16 protein-coding genes and 5 pseudogenes are annotated in these 21,278 nt (G+C 69.7%); 9 read left to right on the top strand and 12 right to left on the bottom strand.

The window, feature by feature from the left end:
* Window positions 1-16: 16 nt before the first annotated feature.
* Window positions 17-429: pseudogene (locus tag IE182_RS18890) on the bottom strand (transposase); the annotation flags it as partial.
* A gap of 169 nt (window positions 430-598) precedes the next feature.
* Window positions 599-871 (bottom strand): annotated as a pseudogene (locus IE182_RS18885) (macro domain-containing protein); the annotation flags it as partial.
* Between the two features lie 468 nt (window positions 872-1,339).
* On the opposite strand from IE182_RS18885, the gene IE182_RS18880 reads away from it, so the two are divergent.
* The gene (locus IE182_RS18880) at window positions 1,340-3,079 is read left to right on the top strand and encodes an AIPR family protein (protein WP_190111037.1); all 1,740 of its coding nucleotides are present in this window, start codon (window positions 1,340-1,342) and stop codon (window positions 3,077-3,079) included.
* A gap of 1,006 nt (window positions 3,080-4,085) precedes the next feature.
* Here the strand turns inward: IE182_RS18880 and IE182_RS18875 are convergent.
* Both IE182_RS18875 and IE182_RS18870 read right to left on the bottom strand, forming a co-directional pair.
* Complete coding sequence (locus IE182_RS18875; RefSeq protein WP_190111036.1) at window positions 4,086-5,945, bottom strand: hypothetical protein; 1,860 nt, start codon at window positions 5,943-5,945, stop codon at window positions 4,086-4,088.
* A 379-nt stretch (window positions 5,946-6,324) separates the two neighbouring features.
* Entirely contained in the window at window positions 6,325-6,831 is a 507-nt protein-coding gene (locus IE182_RS18870; RefSeq protein ID WP_190111035.1) for a tyrosine-type recombinase/integrase, read from the bottom strand.
* A 278-nt stretch (window positions 6,832-7,109) separates the two neighbouring features.
* On the opposite strand from IE182_RS18870, the gene IE182_RS18865 reads away from it, so the two are divergent.
* Window positions 7,110-7,544, top strand: coding sequence for a hypothetical protein (locus IE182_RS18865; protein ID WP_190111034.1), 435 nt, complete (start codon window positions 7,110-7,112; stop codon window positions 7,542-7,544).
* Window positions 7,545-7,899: 355 nt separating this feature from the next.
* Here IE182_RS18865 and IE182_RS18860 read toward each other — a convergent pair.
* Window positions 7,900-8,129: pseudogene (locus IE182_RS18860) on the bottom strand (short-chain fatty acyl-CoA regulator family protein); the annotation flags it as partial.
* On the opposite strand from IE182_RS18860, the pseudogene IE182_RS18855 reads away from it, so the two are divergent.
* Window positions 8,126-8,314, top strand: a pseudogene (locus IE182_RS18855) (enoyl-CoA hydratase-related protein); the annotation flags it as partial. The pseudogenes IE182_RS18860 and IE182_RS18855 sit on opposite strands and share 4 nt — an antisense overlap.
* A gap of 103 nt (window positions 8,315-8,417) precedes the next feature.
* Here IE182_RS18855 and IE182_RS18850 read toward each other — a convergent pair.
* Window positions 8,418-8,567: pseudogene (locus tag IE182_RS18850) on the bottom strand (IS630 family transposase); the annotation flags it as partial.
* A 297-nt stretch (window positions 8,568-8,864) separates the two neighbouring features.
* Between IE182_RS18850 and IE182_RS18845 the strand changes: the two are divergent.
* Entirely contained in the window at window positions 8,865-9,965 is a 1,101-nt protein-coding gene (locus IE182_RS18845) for a bile acid:sodium symporter family protein (RefSeq protein ID WP_190111033.1), read from the top strand.
* A 229-nt stretch (window positions 9,966-10,194) separates the two neighbouring features.
* On the opposite strand, the gene IE182_RS18840 is transcribed toward IE182_RS18845, so the two are convergent.
* The gene (locus IE182_RS18840) at window positions 10,195-10,830 is read right to left on the bottom strand and encodes a phosphatase PAP2 family protein (RefSeq protein ID WP_190111032.1); all 636 of its coding nucleotides are present in this window, start codon (window positions 10,828-10,830) and stop codon (window positions 10,195-10,197) included.
* Entirely contained in the window at window positions 10,830-11,501 is a 672-nt protein-coding gene (locus IE182_RS18835) for a DedA family protein (protein WP_190111031.1), read from the bottom strand. Before IE182_RS18835 ends, IE182_RS18840 begins: the two co-directional genes overlap by 1 nt.
* Window positions 11,502-11,654: 153 nt before the next feature.
* Between IE182_RS18835 and IE182_RS18830 the strand changes: the two genes are divergently transcribed.
* The 5 genes from IE182_RS18830 to IE182_RS18810 all read left to right on the top strand — a co-directional run bounded on the left by IE182_RS18830 (window position 11,655) and on the right by IE182_RS18810 (window position 16,177).
* Window positions 11,655-12,026 (top strand): BlaI/MecI/CopY family transcriptional regulator, encoded by a 372-nt coding sequence (locus IE182_RS18830; protein ID WP_190111030.1) that lies wholly within the window; start codon window positions 11,655-11,657, stop codon window positions 12,024-12,026.
* On the top strand, window positions 12,023-12,961 hold the full coding sequence (locus tag IE182_RS18825; protein ID WP_229844931.1) for a M48 family metalloprotease: 939 nt from the start codon (window positions 12,023-12,025) through the stop codon (window positions 12,959-12,961). Before IE182_RS18830 ends, IE182_RS18825 begins: the two co-directional genes overlap by 4 nt.
* A 155-nt stretch (window positions 12,962-13,116) precedes the next feature.
* Window positions 13,117-14,268 (top strand): iron uptake system protein EfeO, encoded by a 1,152-nt coding sequence (gene efeO, locus IE182_RS18820; RefSeq protein WP_190111029.1) that lies wholly within the window; start codon window positions 13,117-13,119, stop codon window positions 14,266-14,268.
* 22 nt (window positions 14,269-14,290) lie between these two features.
* Entirely contained in the window at window positions 14,291-15,136 is an 846-nt protein-coding gene (gene efeU / locus IE182_RS18815; RefSeq protein ID WP_190111028.1) for an iron uptake transporter permease EfeU, read from the top strand.
* Between the two features lie 168 nt (window positions 15,137-15,304).
* Window positions 15,305-16,177 carry an ABC transporter permease gene (locus IE182_RS18810; RefSeq protein ID WP_190111027.1) on the top strand — a complete coding sequence of 291 codons (873 nt, stop codon included), beginning with the start codon at window positions 15,305-15,307 and terminating at the stop codon, window positions 16,175-16,177.
* A 108-nt stretch (window positions 16,178-16,285) separates the two neighbouring features.
* Here IE182_RS18810 and IE182_RS18805 read toward each other — a convergent pair whose 3' ends face one another.
* The 4 genes from IE182_RS18805 to IE182_RS18790 all read right to left on the bottom strand — a co-directional run bounded on the left by IE182_RS18805 (window position 16,286) and on the right by IE182_RS18790 (window position 21,217).
* On the bottom strand, window positions 16,286-17,749 hold the full coding sequence (locus tag IE182_RS18805) for an ABC transporter ATP-binding protein (protein WP_190111026.1): 1,464 nt from the start codon (window positions 17,747-17,749) through the stop codon (window positions 16,286-16,288).
* A 65-nt stretch (window positions 17,750-17,814) separates the two neighbouring features.
* Entirely contained in the window at window positions 17,815-18,660 is an 846-nt protein-coding gene (locus IE182_RS18800) for an ABC transporter permease (protein ID WP_190111025.1), read from the bottom strand.
* Window positions 18,657-19,679 carry an ABC transporter permease gene (locus IE182_RS18795; protein WP_373303584.1) on the bottom strand — a complete coding sequence of 341 codons (1,023 nt, stop codon included), beginning with the start codon at window positions 19,677-19,679 and terminating at the stop codon, window positions 18,657-18,659. The genes IE182_RS18800 and IE182_RS18795 overlap by 4 nt, the downstream gene beginning before the upstream one ends.
* Complete coding sequence (locus IE182_RS18790; RefSeq protein WP_190111024.1) at window positions 19,664-21,217, bottom strand: ABC transporter substrate-binding protein; 1,554 nt, start codon at window positions 21,215-21,217, stop codon at window positions 19,664-19,666. Before IE182_RS18790 ends, IE182_RS18795 begins: the two co-directional genes overlap by 16 nt.
* Window positions 21,218-21,278 lie beyond the last annotated feature (61 nt).

The following is a 21,278-nucleotide window of genomic DNA, read 5'->3' as shown; positions in this document are numbered from 1 at the left end:
AGCGGCCCCACCGAAACCCACGTTCGCGGCGGTGCGGGATGATCAGGCCGGTGCCGCGGTAGCCGCCGTCCGCGATCACCGTCGCCCTGCCGACGGCAGCCATTGCGCCGGACAGCTCCCAGGCTTGGCAGTCGTTGCGGTTGCCCGTGACCGGCGGGCCGGCCACGACAGCGAGGCAGGTGTCCGCATCGATGATGACCTGGTGGTTGATCGAGTACCAGTAGTTCTTCGACCTCTCGGCGACCGTGTGGTCGCGCGTAGGGACGGGGTGCCGTCCACGATCAGTACGGTCTGCTTGCGGAACCGTTTGCGGGGCTGCAACGCGAGCGAGGACGCGAGGTGACCGATGATGCGGTCGGCGGCCGACTTCGAGACCCCGAACACCGGGGCAAGCTGTCGCAGTGTCAGGTTGGTCCACCAGTACGCGGCGGCACCCGCTGCCCACACCTCGGCCAACAGCAAGGGCGGTGGACTGTTCTGGGTCGGTCAGCCGTGCCTGGTGATAGACGGACGGCCGCCGCCTCGCATGAGGTTGCGGCCGTCCATTTGCCTCTTCTTGAGGGCTCGGACGAGGGCAGTCCTCCGGACCGAATAGCTGTCAATGCATCTGCGACGCGAACGCCTCGTACGCCCGCTCGTCGAAGAGGACGAAGCGGACCTCTTCTACCCTCGTCTCCGTCTGCCTCACCGTCTCGACCGCGATGCGCGCCGCGTCCTCCACCGGCCAGCGGAAGATGCCGGTCGAGATGGCCGGGAACGCGACCGTCTTCGCTCCCAGTTCGTCCGCGACCCGCAGCGACTCCCGGTGGCAGGACGCCAGCAGCTCCGAGCGGTCCTCCTCCCCCGACCACACCGGGCCCACGGCGTTGAGCGTTTACCCACCACTGATCATGCTGACCAACACCACCATTGAGTGGTACGACAACTCATCCGGACAGGGCTAGGACCTGCGGTTTTCCTCATTCTGGGCGCCAAAGTCAGCACCAAACCAGCACGGGTCCAAGCCTGCTGTCAGCACGCGTCACACATGCAGTGAACTCCACTCCGGCGGCGGTCAAAATAGTGACGGAACGTAGCACCTAGGAGACCCACGCAGCCTCCTCGTCCGTATCCAGATTTGACGGATTGCGTCGCAACGGCTGGGAGGTGGCCTCCCTTGCACCAGGCCCCAGGCGCCAGCGGCACTGCCTCCCCGGCCGCGACAGCCGGGCTGGTTGCGCGTCGAGATCCGGAAAGCCTCGAACATATTTGGCATATATCGAAGCAATCGCGGGGTTTCCCTCAGCCGCATGCGCATGCAACCATCTTGTCGCGTTCGCAGCCTATTGGGGGGTATTGCGTGGCATCTACACAGAGCAACGACCAGCGCTTACTCGACCGCATCCTGGATGATCAGCACCGGCGGCTAGCTCCGGACCAGGGCCAGGACGACTTCTTCACCTTCTTTGCCGCCGACAAGGCGTTGCAGGACTGGGATCTCGACAATGACGAGATCACGGATGGCATCGTGGACGGGGCCCATGACTGCGGCATCGACGGCATCTGGACCTTCGTCGACGGCCGCTACGTCACAGTCGACGCCCACCAGTACCTGACCCCGAGGGCAGGCACCATCGAGCTCGTCATCCTGCAGGCCAAAACCTCCCCGGGCTATCAGGAGACGGTGATCGAGAAGCTGCACTTCCATCTGCCCGATCTACTCGACATGGGCCGCGACGAGGATGGCCTGGTCGGGCATACCAACGCAAAGCTGCTGGAGCGGACGCGACGCTTCTTACGCATCCTCGAGGACCTGGCCTCATCGTTCCCTCAGGTCCGGGTCAAAGTGATCTACGCCAGCAAAGCGGCGGAAGGGCCACACCCGAACGTGAAGGCCAAGGGTGACCGCCTGCGCCGGGAGCTTGCGAAGATCACCTCCGACACCGAAGCCACCATCGAGTACCTGACTGCCGCGGACCTGCGTGAGCGGACAGCACGAGGGGCAAAGGCGGTCGCGCAGCTCATCTTCTCCGAAACCCCGATGAGCACCTCGCTCGGCGAGGGCTACGTCTGTCTGGCCCGCCTAGACGAGTACTACCGATTCATCACCTCCGACAACAAGGCACTACGGCTGGAGCTGTTCGAGTCGAACGTCCGGGACTACGCAGGCTCCACTGCGGTGAACAACGCCATCGGCAACACGCTGAAGTCCGGGACACGCGAGGACTTCTGGTGGTTCAACAACGGCGTCACCATTGTCGCCGACGCCGCACAGATCGCAGGAAAGAAGATCGTCATCAAGGACCCGCAGATCGTCAACGGGCTCCAAACCAGTCACGAGGTCTACAGCTACTTCCAGACCGGCGGCCAGCACCTTGACAGATCACTGCTGGTCAAGATCGTCGTCGCGCCCGAGTCCGGCACCACACGCGACAGGATCATCCGGGCAACCAACAGCCAGACCCAGCTGCCGGCTGGGGCCTTGCGAGCAACAGAGCCCATCCAGAAGGACATCGAGGAAAGCCTTTACCACGGGGGTGACTACCGCTACGAGCGCCGGGCAAGTTACTACCGCAACCTCGGCTTCCCTCTCGACCAGGTCGTCAGCATGACTCGCCTCGCACGCGAGTTCACCGCATTTGTCCTCCACGAGCCCCACACAGCGCTCCGCCACTCAGAAGCCCTCCTTCTGGATGACAAGCACTACGGGCAGATCTTCTCGGCCCGCAACAACCTCGACCTCTACCGCCTGACGCTCGACGTCCACGCGCGCCTACGGCGCTTCCTCACTCTGTACACCGAAGTCCGCCCCCTACTTGGCGAAACCATCGAGAACTGGCTCTACCCGCTCGCCAGCGGTTCCGCCTACACCCTCACCCGGTTGCGCCGCCCCACTGCACGCGACCTCCTCAACATCGACCTCGACCACCTCGACACCGAGCTCATGGAACGCATGACAAAATCCCTCGAGCAGAACTTCAAATCCGCCCTACGCGCCAATAAAGCCGGCGGCGTGGACCGCATCGCCCGCAGCCCCGAGTTCACCGACCGGCTCCGTCAATCCATCATCTCCCAAAGGCACTTCCACATCGAGCGATAGAGATATGCCGCATCCGGTGAGTCAGAGGCCTTGCAGGGGCATGAAATGCGACGGCGCCATCACCCATTATCGAAACACTAGCCCCTCGGCCTGCAACGCATTCTCGCAGCCAACGACGCGGAAGGCGTCTTCCTGGTGCGTTTCCACCCAGTGGACACACACCCCGTCGACGGGCCTCTTGGTGCAGCGGCCGCCGCAATTGGCTGACAGAGGACAAAAGTTCCCGGCGCGGTGGACGGTGAGGAGCTGGTCCCTTGAGGCCGTGCTCGCTGCGGTACACAGCGAGGGCCAGGCCGCTGGCGCTACCGTGCTCGGGGGACCTGGGTTCCTGGGACCAGCCGCGCTGGGCGGCGGTCCGTAGAGGAGGCTACGCCGCCCGCGCCGAGAAGCTGGTGAAACTCTATGTCCGGCAGCGAGCTTCGACAGCAAGGGTCGCGCACTGCTTAGATGGGAACGGTCGCGTCGTCACCTTGACTCCGTCAAGGCCACGATGCACAGACGCGAGAAGTGCCCCGCCCCCTTGCAGCCGGCCTAGCTTGCCGGGGGCGAGGCTGTGCAAACCGCGTCACGGCCCCGACCGTCAGGTCGGGGCCCTTGCGCTGCAGGCTCCGGTCACAGCCAGTCCCGCACGGTCAGCAAGACCGCACGGAGCGGGCCGAACCAACGGGCCCAGCGGTAGAGCCGGTCCCACCTGTCGCCGCGGTTTCCCTCTGGACCGTAGCCCATCGGGCTCCCCCTCTCCGGGCCCAGCGTTCGCGGACCCCGCGGGTAGCCCCACGAGCACCGAACTGCCTCTGAGAGCGAGTAACACCGCATCACGCTACCGGGCTCCAGAACACCCCCCAGACCGCACACAGACAGAAGACCCACGATAAACACCAAGAACACACCACTACGGCACCAAGAGAACGAAAAAGAGCCAGCATCCCTCGTCTGCCACCGTCATGCGAGTGCTCCGCGAACACCACGAAGAGGTGATCCCCCTGATCGAGTCTGCGGCGGTCACTCAGCGATGCTGGGGAACCTGTGCGTCCCTGACCAGCTCGGTGGCAGGAGGGGAATCAGGCCACAGGCGCCGGGTGAGAGCCTCTGTTGCGGCAAGCATTTGAGCGTGGTTGGGCCGTTCGGTCTGCGGATCGAGGACGGTGGGCGGGTGTGTGCTGTGGCCCGGACCGCAAATGATTCCCCGGTTGAGGGGGAAGCGTCCCAGGACAGGTGTCCCGTAGCGGTCGAGTTGATCCTCGACAGCCAGGTCGAAGGCGTCGGGCGGTACGTCCTGGCTGGCGGGGTTCAGGAGCAGCATCCCGGTGAGGGGGTGCCGTGGGGCCCATCGGCCCAGTTCCTGCTGGCGCCACTGCACGGCTGATTCAGCTGGCGTCAGCGTGACGGCCCTGGTGTCCGGCCCAGCTTCGGTGGGGAGCGGGATGTGCCGTCCGTAGGGTTCCGCCCGGTGTACGAGAATGCGGGCATCGACGAGCGGGCCGCAAGGTTGTTCTTCGTAGGGCCAGTCGGCGGCCTTGCCGATCAGGAAGGCACGGTCGAAGGCACGTCTGGCGTACGCCAACGCGGAGGCAACCGTTTCGTCGTCGCACAAAGCCTCCAGCGACCATAGTCCTCCAGGCGGCGGTGCGATGCGCAGCCGGCGCCAGCACGGGACTGTGTCTGGGACCGGGGCTGTGGCCCATGCCGGCTGGCCCGGGTCGCTGAAGCTGAATCTAGGTTCCAGTCCCCGGGTGAGGACGACCGCGGTGGCCAGGCCCTGGGCTGCCCAGACAGCCGCGATCTGCTCGGCCACCCACGACAGGTCGTCTCGGCCGACGCCGCCAGCGCATGGCACCCCCGTGAGCTGGATGACAGCACCGCCGCCGTCCGGGACAGCGCTGTCCCTGCTGCTGGGGCTGGTCTGCGGCCTGCTGAGGCCGAGTTGATCGCCAATCGCTGTCAGCGGCCGTGGACGGGGCACCTGCAATGGCAGGCCGGACGAGGCTGGGCGGCTGCGCACGGTAAGCACGCCCCGCCAGCCCCACATACCAGGCCGCGGTGCCAACTCCACCGTGCACTCCTCGGTACCGCAGGCATGGTCCAGAACACGAAGTCCGCAGCCCACCACGTGGTCCGTGAGCACCTCGATGAGCCGGGCATCATGGACCTGCGCCCCGGCCACGGAACGTTCGATGAGCCAGTCGAGGCCGTAGTCTGCCATGCGGGTATCCACTCGCAGCCCGGCGTAGCCGGCCAGACTGTCCCACAGGCGTGGACGCCGCAGCAGCGCACTGCCCATCGCATAGGAGGCGGTCAACTGGCGCACCAGGCTACGCGTAGCTGGCTCCTGCCTCTTGGGCCCGGGCTCGGGACGCTGCGGATCCCACTGCACGCTGTGCCCGGCCGCACGAATCTGCTCTTCGTGGGCGCCCAGCAGTGCAGCCAGGTCTTCCCCATGCGGTCCGGCCACCCACACCGACGGTGTGGCCGACCGCCACGACCGCTCGTACAGCCAGGTGCGGAACCCGAACCGCAACCGTGCGCCGTCCGACCGCACGGTCAGTCCCCGCACGCCGCGCCACGGCCCCTTCCGCGTGCGGTACGGCAGCAGCCTGAACAACGCCTGGACATCCTCGGCCCGCTCTACACGCAGCACCAAGCCCTCGTCCACGGGCTTGGCCTCCCGCACACCGAACGGCCGGGTCTGCCCCTCCACCGCGCCGAGCGCGGAGGCGAGAGCGGACTCCAGCAGCGCCTGGTCCGCCGAAGCGGCAGGGACCAGCTGATCGAAGCGTTGAAGCGCGCCGAGGCGCAGCCGCGCGCCTTCCAAGGACTCACCGGTGAGCTGGGCGGCGGCATTGCTGATCTGGTCGATGCTGTACATGGCAGGCTCCTTCCAAGCCGCCCCCCGACCTGGGCAGCGAAGGTGCATGTCAACACAGCAACAGAACACAGGAAACGATGAAGGGAACACGCAACGTAGGTTCTCTGCCGATGCCCAGTGGTCGGGTCGGGCATCCAGAACTGGCCGCGTCCGAGGCCAGGCAGGAGGAATTTAACCTAGCCCTCTGTCAGACTTCAACTACATCACGTACTGATCCCCCGATTGCCGGTACGGGCCCGGGGCGCCCTCGCTCTGCACAACAGGACCGTGCCCCATGGAGCCGGTGCAGGCCGGGTGGCAAACCCGAAACCGCGGTCACAAAGATGCTGCAGGTCAGCGGCGGCGTCGTTAGCCGAGAAACCGCGCCCCAGAGTGCGCCCTACGCGGCTTCGACGAGTGCGTCGAACTGCAGGGGCAGAGTCAGCTCGGTCTCGAGCATGAAGACGGAGTCCATGACGGTGCGGAGGCGTTGTGGGGCGTCGGGCATGATGTGGGCGTAGGTCTGGTGGGTGATTTTGGGGTCGCGGTGGCCGAGCCATGCGGCCATGTCGGTGACGGGTACGCCCTTGGACAGGCCGGCTGAGGCGAAGAAGTGCCGGAGCCAGTGCGGGGTGATCTTCCTGGTGATGTCGGCGGCTTTCTTGGCGTTGCGCCAGAGCCGGTCGACGAGGGAGTACATGAGGATGTTCGTTCGTCCGATGTTGGAGAACAGGTAGTCGCCGGCGATCCGGTTCAGACCGTCCTCGACGCGGAACGTGCCGTACAGTCGCAGGTGTTCGTGGATCTTGGCGGCGATGGTGGCCGGCAGAGGTACGGAGCGTCCTTCGTCCTGGTCCCGCCACTTGAGGTGGCGGATGCAGTGGGCACGCCCCCTGCCCTTGGTCACCGCCTTCTGCCGCTTTGTAGTGGGCTCCTCGTTCTTGCCGTCCTGAGTGATCTGCCGGTCTACGTGGGTCAGAGGCCACGAACGTGGCCCGGCTGGCCTGCCTGGAGATCCTCCGGGAAGCGGCAGGGCTTCCGGCCCTCGCCGTGGGAAGCGCAGGACCTGTCGAGCTCAGGCCCGTCCCGGAGCGCCGGCAGCTCAGGGACCTGCGGCGACGGCTCCGCCGCGACGTGTCCCGCATTGTCTCCCCCGGCCACGCCAGGCTCATCGCCGTACTGGCCATGGCACTCGACACGCGAGCACGGGCCGGCGAACTGGTGGCCCAGCGCATCGGCCACCTGTCGGATGACCGCAGTCGCATCCACGTCACCGGCCGACCCCAGCACGGGATGGATTTCACACCGGACCGTGAGGCCGTCTCCCTCTCGCCTCTGAGCCGAGACGCCCTCGCCCAATGGCTGCCCATCCGCTCACAGCTGACGGAGACGCTCGAGGGCAGCGCCACGGCACTCTGGGTCTCGCTCGCCCACAATCACGCGGGGACGACGCGCGACGACGGATCGCACACCCGGCGCCGTCACGGCGTGCCCCTGCAGCAACGCGGCCTGATCCGCAGCTACAACAGCGGACGTCACCGATACGGGCTCGCACACCTCCTACCCCCGAATCTCGAACAACTACGCCGCGCCCTTGAACGAGGGAGCGCCCGTCGCTGACCCCTCGCGGTTTCCCACAGCACGACGACAAGACCAATACGACGAACAGCCCACCCCTGAGCGGGCCCGGCTTCCGGGCGCGCGTCCGGCGGTGTTCTTGCCTGGCCCGCTTGGGCGTGCAGCAGCCGCAAGGGCAGGCCACGGAGGGCAACTTCGTCCGCCGCTCACCGCACGGCCGGGATTGCCGAGCCGGCTCGCCGAGCGGGCCAAGCTGCGGGAGGACCGGCTCACGATCTCTGTCAACGCCGGCGAGTCCGCTCACTTGACCGGCGTTGTTCACACGTCGGTCACACAACTGCCGGTGTTGTGAACCACGTTCCACAGCCGGAAAGGCATGGGACATGTCGGTCCCTGTTCACTCGGCTCCGACCATCGGATACGGAGCATGCGTGCGTCGGACCGGGTCGACGGCCAGCCGGCCGGTGGCCGCGCCCGCTGTGCGCAGTCGCGCCGCTCGCATATGCGGCAGCCCAGGCCGATCGGGGTGGCGGCCCGCGGATCGTTCAGTGCGACGCCTTCGGCGCAGACGAGCCGGTGGGCGTGGCGCAGTTCGCAGCCGAGCGCTATGGCGAACTCGGCGCGTGGCGGGCATGCCGGCCCCCATCGCGATGATGGCCAAGGAAGCCGTCAACCGCGCCTTCGAGACCACCCTCGCCGAGGGCGTGCGCTTCGAACGCCGCCTCTCCCGCCCGGCCTTCGCGACCGCCGACCAGAAGGAGGGCATGGCGGCCTTCGTGGAGAAGCGCCCGCCTGAGTTCACCCACCGGTGAGTCCTGGGCGGCACGGCTGCTCGCGCCGGTTCGTGAGGACCGGCGCCGAGCGCTGACGGCGCCACCGCCGCGGCGATCAGCGGCGGAGCTTCGTGTCGCAGGACGGCTGGGACCGGTCCAGGGCCTGGAACTGTGACTTCTCATCGACACAGAGAACCAGGGCCCGTTCGGGCGGATCGAGGCAGAGCCCGACCACGTCGTGGACCTTGTCGATGAGGAACGGGTCGGTGGACAGCTTGAATGTCTCAGCCCGGCCGATGCCGCGCCGCCCGGACCAGGCACCGCTTCGAGAGCTGTCCGGACCAGGCCGGGACAAGCCCGGCCCCGAACATGCCCTTCGGAGCCGTCAAGTGAGCGACACCGGTCCCCTCGGGCGGTGGGAACTGTGTGAGCGCCCGTTTGACGGCAAGCCCCTATCGGGACACGCCTCGTCGGCCCGGTGACAGCACGCACCATCTCGCAGCAAAGGTCGACGCATCCGTGGGACAGACCCCGCCCCCCGGTCACAACGGCGTCGGCGTTGCTCTCGGTTTCCGCTACGCTCCGCTGCGTGATTGTCGGCGTGGTGGCGTTGGTGCAGCGGTGGCTGCTCGGGATGATGCTGGTCTGCTATCTCCTGGCCGGGGTGTTCCCCGGGCCCGGGGAGTGGCTGCGGGCACTGACGCTACGTATTCCTGCCGGGGGAGCTTCGGTGACCGTGCCGATGGTGCTGCTGGCCCTGATGCTGGTGAACGCCGGACTCGGGGTGCGGATCGCCGACCTGGGCCGGGCGTTGCGGCGGCCGCTGCGGCTGGCGCTCGGCATTGCCGCGAACGCGTTGCTGCCCGCGGTCCTGCTCCCGGTGGTCGCGCTCTGCCTGCACTCCTGGCCCGATCCCGCCGAGGTGGAGGCCCTGATGGTGGGGCTGATGCTGGTGCTGGCCATGCCGATCGCGGGCGGAGCCGCGTCCTGGGGACAGAATGCCGGCGGCAACGTCCCGCTGGCCGTGGCGATGGTGGTCGGCTCGACGGTGCTCAGCCCACTCACCGTTCCCCTCGGCCTGCAGCTGACCGGCCGGCTCGTCGGCCCCGGCGGGACGGGAGCCCTGGACGACACGGCCCGGCTGGACGGGCTCGCCGGAGCGGGGGTCGGCGTCTTCGCGCTGGCTTCCGTGGTGCTGCCGTCCCTGATCGGTATCGCACTGCGGGCCCTGCTCGGCGAGCACCGGATCATCCGGGTACTGCCGCCGGTCAAGGCGGTCAACCTGCTGAACATCCTGTTGCTCTGCTACGTCAACGCGGCGGGTGCCCTCGGCCGGGCGGTGTCCCACCCGGACCCGGACCTCTTCGTGCTGGCCGTTGGTGTGTCCGGCGCGGTGTGCTGCCTTTCCTTCCTGCTCGGCCGGTGGATGTCCCGGTGGGCCCGGTGTGACGGTCCGGACGAGGTCTCGCTCACCTTCGCCACCGGGATGAACAACAGCAGCGCGGCGGCCGTGCTGGCCGCGGTCTGGTTCTCGCACCGCCCCGAGGTGCTGCTGCCGATCCTGTCCTACAGCCTCCTGCAGAAGATCGTGGCGGGAACGGTGGCAGGCCGTCCGGGTCGTGACGGCCGTTCCGGTGTGCGGTCCGGTCCGACGACCCGGGCCCGGCCGACCGGGGCGTCCACCAAGTGACCGTCCGTACCCACGGACTTGCGGTCGACTGCCTCCGTCGTGGACGGCTTGGAGACCTGCACCGCCGCCTCGGGTGACAGGCGCACGGCGCCTGCGCCGACAACCTCTCGCACCGCCCCATGCCCGGCCGGCCGGTCTGCGAGTGGCGCGTGACACCACCGCCGTCTGCCCGCCGAACGACCGCCGCGGCCGGCGGGCACGGGAGCGGCGGAGTGCCGGTCGTCGCCGCTCATGAGGCGATGAGCGGGCGCAGCGGGCCCCGGCCGAGGATCCGGGACAGCACAGGGGCATAGGAGCGGACGAGGACCGAGAGCACGGCAGCGACGAGGGCGCCGACGGCGAGGCCGGCGGCGATGTCGTGCGGGTAGTGGGCGCCGACCCAGACGCGGGAGGCCGCCATGGCCAGCGCGAAGGCGGCGGCAATCGCACCGAGGCGGGTCGAGACGAACCATAGGGCGACGGCCGCTGCGGCGGCGAGGGTGGCGTGGTTGCTGGGGAAGGACCAATCGCCGGGGGCGGGGCAGGCTTCCAGCGTGACCACGTGCAGCGACTGGCAGGGGCGGGCTTCGCGGACCAGCAGCTTGAGCAGGCTGCTGATGGTGAAGGCGCCGACCGTGATCACGGGCACGGCAAGGGCCTGCGCCGCCTGCTCGGGATGGCGGTTTCGGGCCTGCCACCAGCCCAGCAGCATGAGGACGGCGAAAAGGGCCAGGCCGTAGGCGGAGTAGTCGTTGATGAGGTGGTTGATCCAGGCCGGTGTCTGCTGTGCGGAGTGGACCACGTCGAGGTAGGTCGGACCGTCGATGCCGGCTCCGTCGAAGGTCCCGTTCGCCTGCGCGGCTGGTTCCGCTGTCACGCCATGCATCAGGCGCTTTCCTTCCGGTGTGCTCGCCGGGAACGCAGAAGCTCGAATGCGACCGGGACGAGTGAGATGACGACGATGAGGGCGATGATCGGCAGGAGGTAGTGGTCGATATTGGGGATGGAGGCGCCGAGGGTGTATCCGGCCAGGACCAGACCGACCGTCCACACCAGGCCGCCCAGGATCTGCCAGAGGGTGAAGGCGCGTACCGGGACGTCGAGGATGCCCGCGAGCGGGTTCAGCACGGTCCGTACGATCGGCAGGAACCGGGCCAGCACGATCGCCTTCGCGTACCCGTACTTCTGGAGGATCTCCGCCGCCCGGGCGGCGCCGTCACTGATCTTGCGGGACTTCGTACGGGCCAGGAACGCCGGGCCTGCCCGCCGGCCGAGCAAGTAGCCGGTCTGGGCGCCGGCCAGGGCGCCCGCCGCCGCGGCGAGCAGCACCCAGGGCAGTGACAGGCGCCCGGGGGAGGCTGCCGAGCCGGCGCACAGCAGTCCGGCGGTGAACAGCAGCGAGTCACCAGGTAGGAAGAACCCGATGAGCAGACCGGTCTCGGCGAACAGGATCACTGCGATCCCGATCGTCCCGAATGCGGCGAGCAGGGACTGCGCGTCGAGCGGGTTCACCGCGAGGTGCACCGGCGGTGGTGCGGCGAGCTGCGTGAGGATCATCGGCGCGGGGATCCCTTTCGATGGGGGGGCTCACCGCCGCAGGCACGACAGGGTGCCGGGCAGCATCGGAGGCGCACGGACCGCATACCCTGTGTCTACAGGACGGTAGTCCGTCTACTTCACTGTAGACGATCTCGGTGGGAGGATGGTTCCATGGCGCGGACCGACGGTGAGCGCAGGCCTGCGGGCGAGCTGGAGTCCAGTGTTCTGGCGGCATTGTGGGCGGCGGGCAGACCGCAGTCGGCGGCCGAGGTCAGGGCGGCGATACCGCAGCCACTGGCCCGCACCACGGTGGCGACCCTCCTGGCACGCCTTCACGAGAAGGGGACGGTCGGCCGCCGCCCGGGCGGCCGGGGGTTCGTCTACTTCCCGGTGGAGGACTCCCACGGCCTGACCGCGCGCCGGATGCACCGTGAGCTGGACCAGGACGACGACCGGGGCATCGTGCTGGCCCGGTTCGTGGACGGACTCAGCCCCGAGGACGAGGCGGAGCTCAGGCGCCTGCTGGAGGGAGGCGGTCAGTGATCGCCCTGCTGCTCCTCCCCCTCGTACTGCCGTGGATGCTGCCACCCCTCGCGCGGCGGGCGGTCGAGCGGGTGCGGCCCGAGATCGCGCTGTGGACGGTGACCACCGCCACTGCCGCGCTGGCGGTCGGGGTTGTGGCGTGCCTGGGGGCCCTGCTCCTTCCGCTCGCCCTGGCGATTCCCCCGCTCGCCGCTCTCGCGGAGCTGATCCAACCGCTCCAGGCCGGTCCACGACTCGCGGTCCTCGGGGTCTCCGTGCTGGCTGCCGGACTCCTGGCGGTCACCGTCGTCACGGTGGTGCGACACACCACGTCGGAGGCGAGGCGCCTGCGCGCCGCACACAGAGAGATCTCCGGCCTTCCGCACGCCGGGGGCCTGTGCGTCCTGGAGGATCCCCGGCCGGACGCCTACGCCTTGCCACCCAGCCTGCGCCGCCCGGGCCGGATCGTGGTGACCACCGGCATGCTGCGCTCCCTGGACCCGCGCGAGCGCGAGGCCCTTCTCGCCCACGAGCACGCCCACCTCGCCGGGCACCACCACGTCTTCCTCGCCGCAGCCCAGCTCGCCGGCTGGTGTCACCCGGCGCTGGCCGCCGTCGCCCCCCATGTGTCATTGGCCGCCGAACGCGCCGCGGACGAACGTGCGGCCCGGGCCGTGGATGATCGAACACTCACCGCACAAGCGGTGGGGCACGCGGCACTGGCCGCCACCCGCGGACGCGAGCGGGGGCCGTCGGCGCTTGCCGCCCGCGCCGCCACCGGACCCGTCCCCGCCCGGGTCAAGGCCCTGCTCACCCAGGCACCCGCCCGCCGCCTCGCCCCCGCACTGCTGGCCATGGCCCTGCTGTGTACCGCGGCAGGCACCTCTTCCGTGGCAGGAGCCGTCTTGCTGCACCGCGGCGTCGAGATCGCCCAGGGCGAGCAGCCTTCCGACTGACCGCACCCCGCACCCCGCGCGGTAGCTCCGCACCCCCTCCCACGTAATGGAGTTAGGGCAGCCTTCCTTTAGCGTCTACAGTTGAGTAGACTCCGCAGCGCCGGGCACCCCTGCCCGGCGCTTTCGTCTCTCTGCCCCTATGAAACGAGGCGTCCATGTCCGTCAGACCCCGTCACCTTCTGGTCGGCGCCGGCACCGTCATAGCGACGGTCGTATCGCTGTCGGGATGCTCACAGAAGGCCACGGGCGGCGACGGCTCGATCAAGGTGACGGCCTCGGACTCCAAGTGCGAAGTGTCCCGGGCCGAGTTCCCGGCCGGGCACCTCACCGTGGACGTGGAGAACACCGGCTCCAAGGTCACCGAGGTGTACGTGCTGTTCCCGGACGGCCGGATCGCGGCGGAGCGCGAGAACATCGGCCCGGGCACGAAGGCTTCGATCACCGCCGAGATCAAGGCCGGTGACTACGAGATCGCCTGCAAGCCCGGCATGAAGGGCGACGGCATCCACCGGAAGGTCACCGCCACCGGTAAGAACACGGCCGCCAAGCGCAACCCGGAAATGGACGCGGCCGTCGCCGGGTACCGCTCCTACGTCCTTGCACAGGCCGAGGAGACGCTGCCGAAGGCGAAGGCGTTCGCCGATGCCGTCAAGGCCGGCGACATCGAGACGGCACAAAAGCTCTACGCCCCCTCCAGGATCGGATGGGAGCGCACCGAGCCGGTCGCCGAGTCCTTCGGCGACATCGACCCCAAGGTCGACGTCCGCGAGGACGGCCTGGAGTCGGGCCAGGACCCGGCGAAGGACTGGACCGGCTGGCACCGCCTGGAGAAAGCGCTCTGGCAGGACAAGAAGATCGACGACCAGGAGAAGCGGCTCGCCGACCGGCTCATGGCGGACCTCAATGACTGGGTGAAGAGGGTCGGCACCGCCGAGATCACCCCCACCTCGATGGCCAACGGAGCCAAGGAGCTGCTCGACGAGGTCGCCCGCAACAAGATCACCGGCGAAGAGGACCGCTACTCCCACACCGACCTCGTGGACTTCAAGGGCAACCTCGAAGGCGCCCAGAAGACCTACGGACTCCTCAAGCCCGTCGCCGCCAAGAACAACCCGGGGCTCACCCGGGAACTGGACGGCCAGTTCACCGCCCTGACCGGGCTGCTGGACAAGTACCGCATCGGTGCCGCCGGATACGAGTACACCTCCTACGACAAGGTCACCGAGCCGCAGCGCAAGGAGCTCTCGGACGGCGTGAACGCGCTGGCCGAACCGCTGTCCAAGCTCGCCGCCGCCGTCGTCAAGTAGCCCGGAAGGACAACTCCACCCCATGTTCGGCAACTTCCTGATCGGACTGCGCGAGGGCCTGGAGGCCAGCCTCGTCGTCTGCATCCTCGTCGCCTACCTCGTCAAGACCGGCAACCGCCGCCAGCTGCCACCCCTGTGGGCCGGTGTCGGAATCGCCGTCACCCTCAGCCTCGCCTTCGGCGCGCTGCTGCAGTTCGGTTCCTCCACCCTCACCTTCCAGGCCAAGGAAGCCCTCGGCGGCACCCTTTCCATCCTGTCCGTCGGCCTGGTCACCTGGATGGTGTTCTGGATGCGGCGCACCGCCCGCCACCTCAAGAGCGAACTCCAGGACAAACTCGACGCCGCCCTGGCAGTCGGCACCGGCGCCCTCGTGGTGACCTCCTTCTTCGCCGTAGGCCGCGAAGGCCTGGAGACCTCCCTGTTCATCTGGACCGCCGCCCAGGCCACCGGCGACGGCATCCGCCCCCTCATCGGAGCCCTCCTGGGACTCGCCACCTCCGTGGTCCTCGGCTGGCTCTTCTACAAGGGCGCCCTGCGCATCAACCTGGCCAGGTTCTTCCGCTGGACCGGCGCCATGCTCGTCGTCGTCGCGGCCGGCGTCCTCGCCTACGGCATCCACGACCTCCAGGAGGCCGACCTCCTCCCCGGCCTGCACCACCTCGCCTTCGACATCAGCACCACCATCCCCCCGGACTCCTGGTACGGCACCCTCCTCAAGGGCGTCTTCAACTTCCAGCCCGACCCCACCGTCCTGCAGGTGATCGTCTGGGCGCTCTACCTGACCCCGGTCATGGGCTTCTTCCTGGCCCCCGAACGCCCCCGGCCCGCGCCGAATACCCGGACGGCGGCCGGGGCACCGGCCAAGTAGCGGCTGCGCCGCGAACCGGTCCCGGTCGCACCACCCGCAGGCGGGCCGGTCCTGCGCCCCGGGGCGGACACGACGCCCGAACCGGAGCGCAGGCCCATCACACCGGGGCCGACGTCACCAGGAAATCGACCGCCACCCCGCAACGAACGCCGACCCAACGGTGACCCTATGCGCGCATCCTCTGCCACCCTTCTCCCGGTCAACGCGACCCTCGGATGGGTTCTGGCCATCCTGCTCGCCACCGCCGTCACCGTGGTCGCCGTCTGCCACCTGACGCCCGATCACGGCACCAGCCGGGCCCGCGAGGTCCTCCTCGCCGGTGTACGGGCCGCCATCCAGCTCGCGGTGGTCTCCGCCGCCATCGGCTGGGTCGCCCACTCCCCCGCGGGCCTGCCCGCCTTCCTGCTCCTGATGTATGCGGTCGCCGTACGCACCGCCGGCCGCCGGGTCACCACCGACGCCACCTGGTGGTGGACGGCCGTGCCAATCGCTGCGGGCGTGGTCCCTGCCATCGGCCTGCTGCTGGCCACCGGCCTCGTGCCGGTGCGCGGCATCACGCTCATCCCGGTGACCGGGATCCTGATCGGCGGCGCGCTCACCGCGACCGTGCTGGCCGGCCGACAGAGCCTGGCGGTGCTCCGACTGCGCCACGGCAAGGTCGAAGCCGCCCTCGCGCTGGGCCTGCCGGAGCGGGACGCCAGGATCGAGATCGCCCGGTCCTCGGCCTCCGAGGCGCTCGTGCCCGGCCTCGATCAGACCCGCACGGTCGGACTGGTCACCTTGCCGGGCGCGTTCGTCGGCATGCTGCTCGGCGGTGCCGATCCGCTCACCGCCGGCGCCGTCCAACTGTTCGTCCTGATCGCCCTGATGGCTGTCCAGGCTGTCGCCGTCGCCATCACCCTGGAACTGATCGCCCGGGCCCGCATCACCGCTCCCGCCCCTCAGGACGGCAAACCCGCACCACGTCGGCAGGGGCGCCGGCTACTGGCCTCCCGCCGATCACACGCCCCGGCACCCACCGACCACAGGCGCGGAGACTGACCGGCCGCCCGGATCACGCCCCGTCCACACCCTCCAATGCTCAAGGGCACCACGGCGGCCGGCATCACGCACACGCCGGATGCCGGACGACCGCGGATCGGGTCCTCGTCAGGTCATCGCCACGAGCGAGGCAGTGGGCCCGCTGTCGGTGATGCGTCCGGTGTCGAGAAGGTGGACGGTGTCGGTGTAGCGGGCGATGAGGTGGTGTTCGTGGGAGACGACGACCAGCGTCATGCCGTGCTGTTCGCGTAGGGCCGTGAGGAGATTCATGATGGCGGTGGCGGTGTCCGGGTCGAGGGCGGAGGTGACCTCGTCGCAGAGCAGGATGTCGGGGCCTGCGGCGAGCGCGCGGGCGATGGAGACGCGCTGGCGCTGACCACCGGAGAGCTCGGCGGGGTAGCGGCGGGCGAAGTCGGCAGGCAGGTCGACGTCGGCGAGGAGTCCGGTGACCCGGTCGGCCAGGTCCGCCTTCGCGGTGGCCTGGTGAAGCCTGAGGGGCCGGGCGAGGGTGGCGCCGACGGTCCGGGCGGGGTTGAGGGTGCCGAGCGGGTTCTGCGGGACCAGCTGGATGCGGCGCTGCCGGTCCCGGCCGCGTTTGCGGGCCAGGGCGGGCAGCACCTGATCGTCGAGAGTGAGGGTGCCGGCATCCGGCCGCTGCAGTCCGGCGAGAACGCGGAGCAGGGTTGTCTTGCCGGATCCGGAGGGGCCGACGATGCCGGTGGCGCTGCCCGGAGCCGCCGCGAAGTCCACTCCGTCCAGGGCCAGGCGGGCGCGTCCGTGCCGGGTGAATCCCACCGTGAGGCCGTGGGCGGCAAGTCCGGTCCCTGTCGTGCCGCCGGGGCGGGAAACGGTGCCTTCCGGACGCGCTTGGAGCGTGGCCGACCGTGGCGCCGGACGGACGGCCGTGGCGAGGTCGACGACGTCGTCGACGCAGCGGGCGACGAGTTCGGGGTCGTGGCAGGCGAGGACGATCGCGAGGTCGCGGGTGGTGACGAGGTGGCGCAGGAGGTCGGCGATCTCGTCGCGCAGTGCGGTGTCGAGCCCCGCGGTGGGTTCGTCCAGCAGGAGGACGTCGGGGCGCCGGGCGAGGGCCCGGGCCAGCGCCACTCTGCGCTGCTGCCCGCCGGAGAGGGCGCCCGGGCGCCGGTCGGGCAGCCCGTCATCGACGGGCAGGCGGCACTCGGCGAGCAGGTCCCGCACCGCCTGCGGGGAGGGGTCCACGGCGGTCTCGGCTACGAGGCGACGGACGCGCATCCGGGGGTTGAGGGCGGAGGCGGGGTCCTGCCCCACGTACGCGACGCTGTGACGGCGCAGGTGCCGCAGCCGCTCGGCGGGGAGGGCCCGGACGTCGTGGCCAAGGACCTCGACGGTTCCTGACGAGACGTGGGCGCCGTCGGGCAGGTCACCGATGACGGCGCGCAGCAGGGTGGACTTGCCGGAGCCGGAGGGGCCGGTGAGGGCGGTGATCCTGCCACGCCGGAGGGTGAGGCCGGCGTCGGCCAGCAGCACCGGCCCGTCGACTATCCGTATCTCCAGGCCGGTGACGCTGACCACGGTCTGGTTGTCGGTCATGACCGCAGGGGGTTCCTCTGCTCGACGGGGCGGGGGTACGGACGCCTGCTGCCCGCGGGTGGGAGTCACCGGGCCACCACCGACACCCGGCGCGTGGTGGGCACGAGGGCGTCGGCGGCGAGGTTGACGCTCACGGCCAGGAGGCCGATGGCGAGGCTGGGGGCGACGACGGCCCAGGAGTTGAGGAGGGCGCCGGGGGCGTTCTCACGAATCATCAGCGCCCAGTCGGCGGCCGGCGGCTGGGGCCCGAGCTGGAGGAAGCCGGCCATGGAGATGACATAGACGGCGGCGACGAAGCGCAGGCCGAACAGCGCGAGGACGGTGGACCGCAGGTTGGGCAGGATCTCGCGCAGCGCGAGGTGCCACAGCCGTTCGCCGCCCGCGGTGGCCGCCTCGACGAAGCCCGACGCGGCGACAGGCGCGGCCGCGCCGGCGACGACGCGTACCGCGTACGGCACGCCGAGCACGGTAGCGGCGGCCATGACGGCCAGGCGCCCGCTGCCGGGCCAGGCCAGGGCGATCAGCATCATGCCCAGCACGGGCGGCAGCAGGATGGCGACGTCGGCGCTGCGCTCGACGAGCCGCCCCAGCGCCGGGGTGAGGACGGCGAAGCAGCCCAGTACGGCGGCCAGGGCGGTGACGAGCACGGCGACGACGAGCGCGCTGCCGATGAGGGCGCTGCCGCCGTGCAGCATGCGGCTCAGCACGTCCCGGCCGAGCTGGTCGCCGCCCAGGAGCGCGTCCTTGCCGGGCGGGGCGTAGGGGGCGGTGACGGGAGTGTCGATGGGGTGCGGGGCGAACTGCGGTCCGGCCAGGGCGAGCAGGGTCAGCAGGAGCCCGGGCGCGACTGCGAGGAGCACGCGAGCGGAAGGGCGCCGGGAGCGGATCGGGACGGAGGCGGGGGCGCTCATGGACGGGCTCCCAGGGTGCGGGCACGGATGAGGTCGGCACCGAGCAGGACGAGGCTGATGACGGCTCCGGTGCAGGCCACGACCCCGGCGATGACGGGGGTGTCGCGGTCGGCGACGGCTCCGGCCAGGACGGTGCCCAGCCCGGGGAAGTTGAAGAGGGTCTCGACGACGACCGCGCCTCCCAGCAGCATGCCGGTGGAGGTGGCGGCTCCGGTGGCGATGGCGGGCCAGGCGCCGGGCAGCGCGTGGCGCAGCAGCACGCGCCGGGGGGACAGCCCGTCCAGCCGGGCGGCCGTCACGTGCGGTGCCCCGGCCTGGTCGGCCAGCGCACCGCGGACGATACGGGCGTTCCAGCCGATCTGCGGTACAGCGAGGGCCAGGACCGGCATGACGAGCATGGTCCAGGAGGCGGGCGAGCCGTCGGGGGCGGTGAGCGTGACGGCGGGCAGCCAGCCGGTCCACAGCGACAGGACCAGCAGCAGGCCGACGGAAACGACGAACTCCGGCAGGGCCAGTGCGATGCCGGAGGTGAAGCCGGCGATCCGGTCCACCGCGCCGCCGGGGCGCAGCGCCGCCCAGCAGCCCAGGGCGAGCGCCGCCGCGAGGGTCACGCCGAAGGCGGTGGCGCCGAGCAGGAGCGTGTTGGGGAAGGGGGCGGCGAGCAGACCGGTGACGCGCTCACCGCGCGCGGAGGTGCCCAGGTCACCGGTGGGCAACGCGGTCATCCAGTCCAGGAACCGTTCCCACACGGGCCGGTCCAGGCCGAGTAGGTGGCGCCGGGCCGCGGTGTCGGCCGCACTTTCGCCGCGCTCGGAGGTGGCCGAGGCCGCGTCGCCGGGCAGCAGCTCGATCGCGGCGAAGACGACAGCGAGCAGCACGGCCAGCATCAGCGCCCGTTTGGCGAGCACTACGCCGGCACGGCCGACCGCCCGGAGGGAACGGCGCAGGGCCGAGGCCGCCGCAGGTGCTGCGGCGGCCTCGGCCCCTTCTATCGCTGCCTCGCTCAACGCGCCAGCCAGACGTTCTCGAGCTGGACCCGCCCGTAGCCGGGGAGCTTGGGCAGGTTACGGACCTTGGGCCCGGCCAGGTCGATGCCGTCGGCCATGCCCCAGAGCAGGTAACCAGACTTGTCGTACTCGATCTGCTGGAGCTCGCGCAGGGACGTGGCGCGGTCCTTCTTGTCGGCGGTTCCGATGACCTTGCGGTACGTGTCGTCGAAGTCCTTCTCGGACCAGCCGGCCTCGTTCTGCCCGGCGCCGGTCACCATGGTCTTCGAGGCGAAGAACACCACGGAGTCGTTGGTGCCCCAGTAGTTGGTGTAGAACTCGCCCTTGAGCCAGGTCTTGTCGTAGAAGGCGCCCGACTCCTGCTTGACGACCTCGACCTTGATGCCGGCCTCGCGGGCCTGGGTGGCGAACAGGGTCGCGGACTCGGCCAGGCCGGGGATGTCCTCGGTGGTGATGAGCTCGTAGGTCTTCGAGAAGTCGAAGTTCGCCTCTTCGAGGAGTTTCTTGGCCTTGGCGAGGTCGCGCTTGCGCTGGGGGATGTCCTTGGCGTAGGCGGGGTCGCCGGTGCCCAGGATGTCGTTGGCGACGGTTCCGTAGCCGGAGAGGACCTGCTTGACCATGGCCTCGCGGTCGACGACGAGCTTCATGGCCTCGCGGACCTTGACGTCGGCGAAGGGCCCGTCGGCGGTGCGCATCACGATGGGCATCGCCATGTCGTTGGGACGGCGGACGACCTGGACGTCCTTGCGCGAAGCAGCGGTGCGGGCGGCGACGGCGCCGGCGTTGGAGGCGACGTCGATCTGGCCGCCCAGCAGAGCGTTGGCCATGGCCTGGGGGCTCTCGAACATGGTCACCTCGATGGCGTCGAGGTGGACCTGCCCGCCGTGCCACTTGTCGTTGCGCAGCAGACGGGCGTTGCCGCCGCGGAACCAGTCGAGCTTGAACGGGCCCGTGCCGGGAGCCTTGGCGATGTCCTTGTCGGCGGTGTCCTTCTTGAGGACGAACGTGGACAGGCGGGTGAGCAGGGGCAGTTCGGCGTTGGCGTAGTCGGAGACCAGGACCACGGTGTCCTTGCCGTCGGCGGTGATGTTCTCCGCCTTGATGCCCGGCAGCCGGGCAGCACCCGCGGGGGTGTTGCGCAGCCGGCGCAGCGACCACACCACGTCATCGGCGGTGACCGGTGAACCGTCGTGGAATGTGGCGCCCTTGGCGATCGTGAACCGCCAGGTCTTCAGGTCGTCGGACGCCTTCCAGCCGGAGGCCAGGCGCCCGACGGTGTTGTCCTTGAGGCCCGGTGCGGTGAGCGTGTCGTAGACGAGGGCGATGATGAGGTAGTCGCTCTCGTTGCCCTGGTTCCCGTGCGGGTCGCGGGTGGTGGCGGAGGAGCGGCCGAGAGCGCCGATACGGAGGGTGCCGCCCTTGCGGGGGGCGCCGCCGGCAGAGTCCGCCGGTGAGGAGGACGCGTCCTTGCCGCCCCCACAAGCGGCGAGCAGCACGGCCGCGCCTATGCCCCCGCCGGCCCCCAGCGCCTGGCGCCTTGTCCAATTCACGTCGTCCTCGTTCCACTGCGACCATCGGTTACTTAGGCTTGCCTACCCTAATGCTAGCCAT

Origin of the sequence: Streptomyces cinnamoneus, from assembly GCF_014650495.1 — a bacterium.
Taxonomy (GTDB): Bacteria; Actinomycetota; Actinomycetes; order Streptomycetales; family Streptomycetaceae; genus Streptomyces; species Streptomyces cinnamoneus.
Note: the sequence above shows the minus strand (reverse complement) of the source record. Positions and strands in the feature narration are given on the sequence as shown.